Source organism: Pseudomonas protegens (assembly GCF_003732485.1).
Taxonomy (GTDB): domain Bacteria; phylum Pseudomonadota; class Gammaproteobacteria; order Pseudomonadales; family Pseudomonadaceae; genus Aquipseudomonas; species Aquipseudomonas protegens_B.
The window spans coordinates 566-9,965 of the sequence record NZ_MOAK01000033.1; the positions used below are offsets into that span (position 1 = coordinate 566).

A 9,400-nucleotide genomic window follows, 5' to 3' on the forward strand; every position below is an offset into this window, starting at 1 on the left:
GCGCTGACGTTCATGGCGCTCACCGCCTGGGTCGAGTCGGCCTGGATCGCGCTGATCATCTGTTCGATTTCCCGGGTCGACTGCTGGGTGCGATGGGCCAGGGCCCGCACTTCATCGGCCACCACCGCAAAGCCGCGGCCCTGCTCGCCGGCGCGGGCGGCTTCGATGGCGGCGTTGAGGGCCAGCAGGTTGGTCTGTTCGGCAATGGCGCGAATCACTTCCACCACTTTGCTGATGTCCTGGGCGCGGCCGGACAGCGCCTTGACCTGCTCGCCGGTGCTGGCCACGTTGCCGGCCAGGCCTTCGATGGCCTTGAGGGTCTGGGCCACATTCTCGATGCCGGAGCGGGTGAACTCCATGGACTCGCGGGACGACTGGGCGGCGGCTTCGGCGTTGCGGGCCACCTCGTCCACCGCGGCGCTCATTTCGGTCACCGCGGTGGCCGCCTGGCTGACTTCGTCGTTCTGGCGCACCAGCCCGCGGCTGGCGTCTTCGGTCACTGCGGTCATTTCTTCCGAGGCCGAGGCCAGTTGGGTGGAGGAATCGGCGATGTGGGCGATGGTTTCCCGCAGGTTGGTCTGCATCTGCGCCAGGGCGGCCAGCAGGCGGCCGGCTTCATCGCGACCACTGACGCCGATCTCCCGGGACAGGTCGCTGCCGGCAATGCGTTCGGCCACGGCCAGGGCGTCACTGATGGGCGCGGTGATGCTGCGGGTCAGCACCGCCGCCAACACCACGGTGAGCACCACCGTCACCCCCATCAACACCAGCACCAGCGTCAGGCCGCCGCTATAGACCGACGCGGCAGTGATCCCCGCCTGCCTCGCGCCCTCGTCGTTGAAGTCCGAGAGTTTGTCCATCTTCTCCTGCATGGCGTTGGTCATGGGGCTGATGCGGGTGTTGATCAGGGTGATGGCCGCGGCGTTGTCGCCACTGCGCAGCAGCGGCTCCAGCTCGTCCACCAACTTGAAGTAGGCCTGCACATCGGTCGCTACAACCTGGTACAGCTCACGCTCCGCCGGCCCGGTGATCAGGGGTTCGTACTGGTTGATGGTGTTCTGCAGGTTGGATCGATAACCGCTCAACGAGGCGATGCGGGTCTGGCGCTGCTGTTCGTCGGTGGTCACGGTGATGCGGATGCTTTCCAGACGCATGCGCAAGACGCCGGTCTTCATCTTGCCGATCTCGCGGATGCTGGTCATCCAGTTGGTCTCGACATCCTGCTCCGCGTCTCGCAGCTTGCCCATTTGCAGCACCGCAACAATGCCCAGGGCGAACACCACCAGGACAATGAGCGAGAAAAAGGCGGCAGACCTTGGAGCAAGATTCATTGTCCTGACGTTCATTTTTTATCCCTCTAATAGAATGGTCGGTGCTTCCCTGCTGTCATTCCACGCTATCGACTGAGTGTCAGAGAGCTGTAAACAAGCCGACGACTGGATGAGCGGCCCACCCGGCACGGCAACGTCGAGGCTCACTCGGGTCAATCCAGGCCTGTCGGGATCGCAGGCCCCACTCGGTCCTCCTGCGCCCATGTCCCCCTTGGCGGGTGAGCATCCGTTAAGTCGAATAACGCGGCCCGCGCCGTGTCGATTCTTCTGGGCAATGGCACCTGGAGCCCGGCATCTATCCACGGGGGGGCCTAACAAGCCATAGCAGATGATGGCGTTTTGTCACTACCGCCGATCAGACCGCTGTTGAAAAGAGCACGCCGCCGCTCGATCAGGTTGCGCCTGAACGGGGCAAGACCCGGCAGCCCACCCTGGCCTCGCCCTCGGGCCGGAACTGCGACCACCGATTGCCCACTGAAGAAACTCATCACTACGGCCTATAATGCCGCCGCCCCCACGTTCTGAAGGATCAGCTATGTCCATCACCAATCCAAAAGTCATCGATATCTGGGCCATCCCCAAATCCGCGCCCGACAGCCTGCTGTTGATCATGGTCGACCCCCTCGAATGGGGTGACGAAGCGGCACACAGCGAACACCTGCTCCTGCTGCAAGAGAAGATCAACACCTACATCACCTTTATCGAAAGTGAGGAGATCTACAGCGAAATTCCCGATGCCTGCGGCAAGCACCTGATTATCCGGGTACTGGGTTTGCACGAACTGCCCGAGCAAGTCGATTGGTTTTTCAAACGCATTACCGAGATCCTCCATGAACGGAGCATCGGCTTCGATTTCGAGCTGAAAGTGAACGAAGAGGCTTCCAGCCTGTAGCTCGCCCCCTGCGCGCTCGCCGATTGAGCCGCGCGCAGGAACACCTTGTGCAGGCAGGATCAGCGCCCGATCAAGCGCAATGAAATCCACATGCTGCTCATTGAAAACGCGTCGAGCACCCCGCCAGCGTGACGGGGGGAGCCAGCAAAACGCATGGGGTCTTGCCTGTCGTCAGGCTGCCGGCCAGGGCACCGAGAGCGAGCCGGGCGCGAATGAACTTCTATTCGAACTCGAAATACTCTCTCATCATTTCAATTGGCTTCATCGGTTCCACATTCAAGAAACCCAACACCTCAAGAAACCACGAGAGGTTATCTCCCAACACGGAAATATCGTCCTCATCATTCGACAGCAGACAAATGGCCAGTCGTGCCTTCAATACCTCCCGGTCCTTGAACCCTCGTATTGCCCCTTGCTCATCGATTTTTGTCCACCAGAGTGCAGCCTGCGCCTTGCAGCGCTCAGCAGGAATTTCCCCGGCAACATAGGCTTTCGCCAGGCGCAGAGGATCCTGCTCGCAGTCGGAGAACTGGATATCCAGTTCCTCCAGAACCCTGATCAGGAATCCGAGTTGGTGTTTGAGCGCAGCAGAGCTTTGAGTGGCCCGAACAATTGAGCCGATATTGAATGTCTTGAAGTCATCCGGATTCATGCAGCAACCTTGAAACTGAGTAAAGGATCACGACGATGGGGCCCGATCATCATCGGGAACGCGCACATCCTATGGCCAACTATCCATTACGCAACGGTTGTTGGAAAATCGCCGGGCGGTTCTCGCCATCGGGGCCCGGCCCGGCCACTAGAACAGTTCCTGCATCGTGCGCTGCATGTCCGCAGCGCCGTCGACAGCTGCCCCCTCTCCCGCGCCCACCGGCGGCAGGTTGTCACTCCTGAACACCTCCATCGCCGTGCCCGGCGCCTGCGCGCTGGCGGCGCTGCCGTCTTCCAGGTTGATCCGGCGGGTCACGATGCCATCCGGCTCCGGCTGGGAGTAAGGCGCCGTTCCCTCAAGCGCCGCCGTCATGAAGTCCATCCAGATCGGCAGCGCGATGGTCACGCCCCATTCGCGCCGCCCCAGGCTCTGCGGCTGGTCGAAACCGGCCCAGACACTGGTGACGTAGTGGCCGTTGTAACCGGTGAACCAGGAGTCCTTGGCCTCGTTGGTGGTGCCGGTCTTGCCCGCGATGTCCGGACGCTGCATGGCGGCTGCGGCGCGGCCGGTGCCGCGCTTGACCACGTCCTGCAGCAGGCTGGTGAGCAGGTAGGTGGTGCGGCTGTCGACTATCTGCTCGGCCACCGCCTCGGGGGCTGGCCGCTGTACAGTGGGGGCCGAACGCGGGCTGGCCTGGAAGACGATCTGGCCCTTGGGGTCTTCAATGCGCTCGATGAAGTACGGGCTGATCTTGTAGCCGCCGTTGGCAAAGGCGCTCCAGCCCGCGACCACCTCCATGGGCGTGACCGACGCGGTGCCCAGGGCCAGGGAAAGGTTGTGGGGCAGGTCCTGGGGGTCGAACCCGAAACGGGCGATGTAGTCGATGGTCTTGTCCACGCCCATGGCTTGCAGCAAGCGTATGGAGACCATGTTCCTTGAGCGGTTGAGGGCTTCGCGCAGGCGAATCGGCCCCAGGAAGGTCCGGTTCTCATTCTGCGGGCGCCACACCGGGCCGGAGTAGTCGCCCCCCAGGACGATGGGGGCGTCGTTGACCAGGGTCGCCGGGGTGTAGCCGCTGTCCAGCGCCGCGCAGTAGATGAAGGGCTTGAAGCTCGAACCCGGCTGGCGCCTGGCCTGCAGCACGCGGTTGAAGCTGCTTTGTTGAAAATCAAAACCGCCCACCAGCGCCTGGATCGCCCCGTCCTCCGGGGCGATCGACACCAGCGCGCCCTGGGCCCTGGGCACCTGGCTGAAGCTCAGCAGCGGATCGTGCTCGGGGTCGACACGGATCACATCCCCGACCTTGACCACCTCGGCCGGGCGCATCGGCTGGCGCCCCAGGGCGCTGTGGCCCAGATAGGGGCGTGCCCATTTCATGCTGCTCCAGGGCACGGAGTGCTCCTGGCCGCGGTCATCCACCACGCTGATGCTTTGCTCGAAAACCTGGGTCACCGCCACCGCCCGCAAGCCGCCATACGCTGGATAAGCCTTCAGTCGCTCGGGCCACTGGCTGCTGGCCCGGCCTGCGAAATGCCCCTCAGGGCCGCGGTAACCATGGCGCTGGTCATAGACCTTCAAGCCCTTGCGCAGCGCGGAAGTGGCCGACGCCTGCAATGAACCGGGAACCGTGGTCACTACCCGCAGGCCCAGGGTGTAGGCCTCATCGCCAAAGCGCCGGAACATTTGCGCCCTGACCATTTCGGCGATGTAGGGAGCATCGATCTCGGGTTCCGGAGCGTGGTAGCTGGCGTCTACCCCTTGCGCCAGGGCAGCTTGATACCTGGCCGTATCGATGCTGCCCAACGCGTGCATGCGCCCCAGAATCCAGTCGCGGCGCTGCTTGGCCCTGGCGGGGTTGTTGATCGGGTTGTAGCGCGATGGCGCCTTGGGCAGCCCGGCAATCATCGCCACCTGAGCCAGGCTCAGCTGCGCCACCGGCTTGCCGTAATAGATTCTGGCGGCCGCCGCGATGCCATAGGCGCGCTTGCCCAGGTAGATCTTGTTGACATACAGGTTGAAGATTTCCTCCTTGCTCAGGCTGCGCTCGATCTGCAGGGCCAGGAGAATTTCGCTGAGCTTGCGTGAAAAAGTCTGCTCGCGGCTCAGGAAGAAGTTCTTCGCCACTTGCATGGTGATGGTGCTGCCGCCGGAGCGAACGTGGCCGCTCTTGAGCAACTCGAACGCCGCCCGCAGCAACCCGGCCGGGTCGACCCCGGGGTGGTGATAGAAGTTGCCGTCCTCGGCGGCCATGAAGGCCGCTCGAAAGTCGGGGGGTATGTCCGCGCTGGCGAGGGGTATGCGCCGCACTTCACCGAACTCGGCGATGAGTTTTCCATCCCGGGTGAAGACCTGCAGGGGCTCTTGCAGGTGCACGTCCCTGAGGGCCGCGACATCGGGAAGCCGGGGTTGCAGATACAGATAGGTGGCGCTTGCGGCCAGCAGCACCACGCTGACCAGCGCGAGCACACTCCAACCCAGATATTCAATGACTCGCACCCGCTGTTTCCTCGCTTACCGTTTTGAATGTGAACCTGACGGGCCCTGGAGCCCTGGCTGATTTCCTGCGCGCCTAGCTGGCGTTTACCGTCAGGATGTTTGCGCGCTTGTCGCTGGATACCGGTGCGGCGAACTGCGGCTGCAGATGCCCACTGGCATCGAGCAGCCAAGCGTCCATGACTTTCCTCACCACAGGGCCGGCCACCCGGGCCCCGGCCTCGCCGTTCTCGATCATCACCGCCACCACGATGGCCGGCTGTTCGGCCGGGGCGAAGCCGACAAAGAGCGCGTTGTCCCGGTGGCGCTCATGGGTCTTGTTGCGGTTGTAGCGTTCGCCCTGCTTGATCGCCACCACCTGCGCCGTGCCGCTCTTGCCGGCAATGCGGTACTGCGCGCCCCTGGCTGCTGCGCGGCCTACGCCACGGGGGTTGTGCATGACCATCTGCATGCCCTGGATGACCTGATCCCAGGAATGGGCATCCTTGAGCACGATGTTCGGCATGGGCCTGGGGTCGACCGGCGCCTGGCCGCCGACGGCCAGCGCCAGGTGCGGCCGGTGCCAGATCCCCCGATTGGCGATCAGGCTGGTGGCCTGGGCCAGTTGCAGGGGCGTGACCTGCATATAGCCCTGGCCGATGCCCAGAATCAGGGTTTCCCCGGGGAACCAGGGTTGCCGGCGAGTGGCGCGCTTCCATTCAGGGGACGGCATCAATCCCGCTGCCTCTTCGAACATGTCGATCGAAACCTTTTGCCCCAGGCCGAATTCGCTGAGGTAGCTGTGCAGCCTTCTGACCCCCAGCTTGTGGGCCAGGTCATAGAAGTAGGTGTCATTGGAACGCATGATCGCGTCGTACATGTCCACCCAGCCTTCGCCGCCCCGGTTCCAGTTGCGGTACTTGTGCTTGTAGTTGGGCAGCTCGAAATAACCCCGGTCAAACACCTGGCTGGTGGGGGTGATCACGCCGCTGTCCAGACCCGCCACCACCACCATGGGCTTGATGGTCGAGCCCGGGGGATAGAGCCCGCGCAACACCCGGTTGAACAGCGGCATGTCATCGGAATCGCGCAAGGCGGCGTAGCCTGGCGCAGAGATGCCCTTGACGAAGGGGTTGGGGTCGAAGCTCGGCCGGCTGACCATTGCCAGCACCTGCCCCGTGGCCGGATCCAGGGCCACCACCGCGCCCCGGCGGTCCCCCAGCGCCTCCTCTGCCGCACCTTGCAGCCGCACATCCAGGGTCAGGACGATGTCCTGCCCGGCAATCGGGTTGTGCCGGCGCAGCACCCGCATCACCCGGCCCTGGGCATTGGTCTCCACTTCTTCAAACCCCATCTGGCCATGCAGGGCATCTTCGTAGAAACGCTCGATCCCGGTCTTGCCGATCAACTGGCTGCGCAGGTATCGGGCCGGATCGAGGCGCTTGTACTCCTGCTCGTTGATCCGCCCGACATACCCCACCGAGTGGGCAAAATGCTCGCCCTGGGGGTACTGCCTGAGAAACTGCGCCTGGACCTCGACACCGGGCAACAGAAACTGATTGACTGCCACCTGCGCGATCTGTTTTTCCGTCAGGTCCAGCATCAGCGTCACGGGCTCGAAGGCTCTTCTTGCGCGGCGCAGTTCCTTCTCGACCCGGCTGCGTTCGGCTTCGGGCAATTGCAGAATCCGCGCCAGATGGCCAAGGACAACACCGACATCCCCGGCGCGTTCACGGGTCAGGGTCAAGTTGAAACTGGCTACGTTATCGGCCAGAACCACGTTATTGCGGTCATAGATAAGCCCCCGTTCTGGCGGGATGAGCCTGATGTGCACGCGGTTCTTTTCCGCAACGGCAACCTGGTACTCATGTTGCGTCACTTGTAGGAAATAAAGCCTGACCACCAGCGCCGCGGTCAGCAGAACCACCAGCACGGCACTTGCCATTATTCGTTTGGTGACGATGGCGTCTTCTGTTTGCTGGTGATTGAAGTTACTGATTTGCGGCATGGGCAACTCTTGCTGCATAGGCTTCAAATATCATCGGGAGCCACGTTATTGAGGCGCAGAGTCTGCGACATGATCTTGCTGAACAACGGGGCGGATACCAGCCCGCCAAAAAAGCCGTGGTGCCTGGGGTTGTCCACCACGACCACGATCACGAACCTGGGGTTTGCCGCCGGGGCGAAGCCGGCAAACATGGCGCGATAGGAGCTGGCCAGATAGCCCTTGGCACCCTGGCTGGTTTTTTTCGCGGTGCCGCTTTTTCCGCCCACGTGATAGCCAGGGACCTTGGCCCGATAGATGCCCCTGGGGCCTTCAACCACCTGCACCAGCATGTCTTTCACGGTATTGGCCACGCTGGCCGGCATCACCTGGACGCCCTTGGGCACGGCAGAAACCCGCAGCAGTGAAGCGGGCACCCGGACACCACCGTTGACCAGGGTGGCGTAAGCCCTGGCCAGCTGTACCGCGGTAACGGACACCCCATAGCCGTAAGCCAGCGTCGCGGTTTCGCTGGGCCGCCACTCCCGGCGCAGGGGCAGCACCCCGGTCTGTTCACCGGGGAACCCTACGCCCGTCTCCTGGCCCAGGCCCACCCGGTGCAGCAGGTCATGAATCCGCGGTGCGCCGATATCGAAGGCCACCTGGCTGATGGCAACGTTGCTCGAACGCACCAGGATGCCGGTCAGGTCCAGGGTTTCACCCGCGGTCCTGGAAGCATCGCGAATGGTGTATCGGCCGATCCGCAAGGTGCCGGTTGCCACGTGCACCCTGTCCCCCGGCTTCCAGCGCCCGCTTTCCAGCGCGGCGGCCACCGAGAACGGCTTCAGGGTTGAAGCCGGCTCGAATACATCGACCACTGCGCGATTGCGCATCATCGACGGCGTCACCCGAGAGCGATTGTTCGGGTTGTAGCTGGGCTGATTGGCCAGGGCCAGGATCTCGCCGGTGCGCACATCCATGATCACCACGCTGCCGGCATCCGCACCATTGCTGGCAATGCCCTCGCGCAGCTCTCGATCGGCCACGTATTGCAGGCGCAGATCCACAGACAGCGCGAGTGCCTGCCCGGGCCTGGCCAGGCGCGAAACCCCCAGGTCCTCGATCAAGTGGCCACGGCGATCCTTGAGCACCAACTGCTTGCCATCGCGCCCGCGCAGCACACTCTCATAAGCCAGTTCGAGCCCTTCGCTGCCGCGGTTGTCGATATCGGTAAAGCCGATGACGTGCGCGATGGAGGCGCCCGCCGGATAAAACCTGCGGGACTCTTGCAGCGTATGAACCCCCGTGACCTTGAGTGCCTGCACCGCCTGCATCATCTGCTCCGCCACCTGGGGAGCAACGCGCCGATGCAGGTAGGCAAACTCTTTCTGCCGGTTGCGCAGGATGATCGAGCTCAACCGGCTCTGTGGCACGTCAAGCGCCTGGGCCAGCGCAGCCCAGTGGCCCTGCTCGCCCATCAGCTCCCGGGGGTTGAGCCAGACCGTGGTCACCGGCGTGCTGACGGATAGAGGCTGCCCATGGCGATCGGTGATCAAGCCTCGGTAGGCCGGGATAGCCACAGAGCGCAGGCTTCGGGCATCGCCCTGCTTGATCAGAAACGCCTTGTCGGCGATCTGCAGTTGAATGATCCGGCCGCACACAATTGCGGCCATCACCCCCACCAGAACAACAGCCAGCCTGAATCGCCACGGATAACCAGACGCTGGGCTATGGGTTAAAGCCATAAGAATAAAACCACTTTCCAGCCACTGACCTTTGATAGCGAAACAATTACGTTTCCCTGTACCGGACCTTCAAACCACACACTTATTCCGATAACCACAAGGGCGGCCTTATATCCAGCCTTTGCAGGATCGGCGAGTTGATACTGCCGGTTAACGGAAGTTCACAGTCCATCTGGAACAGAAAGATGGCTTCTTCGGTTTTCTCCCCCACCACGCCATCTATTGTTCCCTGATAATAATTTCGCGCTGTCAGGGCCTGCTGCAATCTACCCACAACTTCTTCTCCCAAAGGGGAAGCCGTGGCTGTTTCGGACAGGCAAGCAG

General features: G+C 62.7%; 7 protein-coding genes. 1 reads left to right on the forward strand and 6 read right to left on the reverse strand.

What is annotated here, in order from left to right:
• A partial coding sequence (locus BLX41_RS05300) for a methyl-accepting chemotaxis protein (RefSeq protein ID WP_404942742.1) occupies positions 1-1,331 on the reverse strand: 1,331 nt, incomplete at its 3' end.
• A gap of 535 nt (positions 1,332-1,866) precedes the next feature.
• On the opposite strand from BLX41_RS05300, the gene BLX41_RS05305 reads away from it, so the two are divergent.
• Entirely contained in the window at positions 1,867-2,223 is a 357-nt protein-coding gene (locus tag BLX41_RS05305; RefSeq protein WP_259744443.1) for a DUF6572 domain-containing protein, read from the forward strand.
• 220 nt (positions 2,224-2,443) lie between these two features.
• On the opposite strand, the gene BLX41_RS05310 is transcribed toward BLX41_RS05305, so the two are convergent.
• The 5 genes from BLX41_RS05310 to BLX41_RS05330 form a co-directional block, all read right to left on the reverse strand.
• Positions 2,444-2,875, reverse strand: coding sequence for a hypothetical protein (locus BLX41_RS05310; protein ID WP_123724053.1), 432 nt, complete (start codon positions 2,873-2,875; stop codon positions 2,444-2,446).
• Between the two features lie 147 nt (positions 2,876-3,022).
• Positions 3,023-5,371: a penicillin-binding protein 1A gene (locus BLX41_RS05315; RefSeq protein ID WP_123724054.1), complete on the reverse strand. Its 2,349-nt coding sequence runs from the start codon at positions 5,369-5,371 to the stop codon at positions 3,023-3,025.
• 73 nt (positions 5,372-5,444) lie between these two features.
• Positions 5,445-7,355: a penicillin-binding protein 2 gene (mrdA, locus tag BLX41_RS05320; protein WP_123724055.1), complete on the reverse strand. Its 1,911-nt coding sequence runs from the start codon at positions 7,353-7,355 to the stop codon at positions 5,445-5,447.
• 23 nt (positions 7,356-7,378) lie between these two features.
• Complete coding sequence (locus BLX41_RS05325) at positions 7,379-9,004, reverse strand: peptidoglycan D,D-transpeptidase FtsI family protein (RefSeq protein WP_311197421.1); 1,626 nt, start codon at positions 9,002-9,004, stop codon at positions 7,379-7,381.
• 154 nt (positions 9,005-9,158) lie between these two features.
• On the reverse strand, positions 9,159-9,400 hold a 242-nt coding region (locus tag BLX41_RS05330), incomplete at its 5' end, for a peptidoglycan-binding domain-containing protein (protein ID WP_185073401.1).

Excerpts from the sequence above, each read along its gene's own strand:
- BLX41_RS05305 (WP_259744443.1), top strand. The coding sequence starts at position 1,867 with ATGTCCATCACCAATCCAAAAGTCATCGATATCTGGGCCATCCCCAAA.
- mrdA (WP_123724055.1), bottom strand. The coding sequence starts at position 7,355 with ATGCCGCAAATCAGTAACTTCAATCACCAGCAAACAGAAGACGCCATC.
- BLX41_RS05310 (WP_123724053.1), bottom strand. The coding sequence starts at position 2,875 with ATGAATCCGGATGACTTCAAGACATTCAATATCGGCTCAATTGTTCGG.
- BLX41_RS05325 (WP_311197421.1), bottom strand. The coding sequence starts at position 9,004 with ATGGCCGCAATTGTGTGCGGCCGGATCATTCAACTGCAGATCGCCGAC.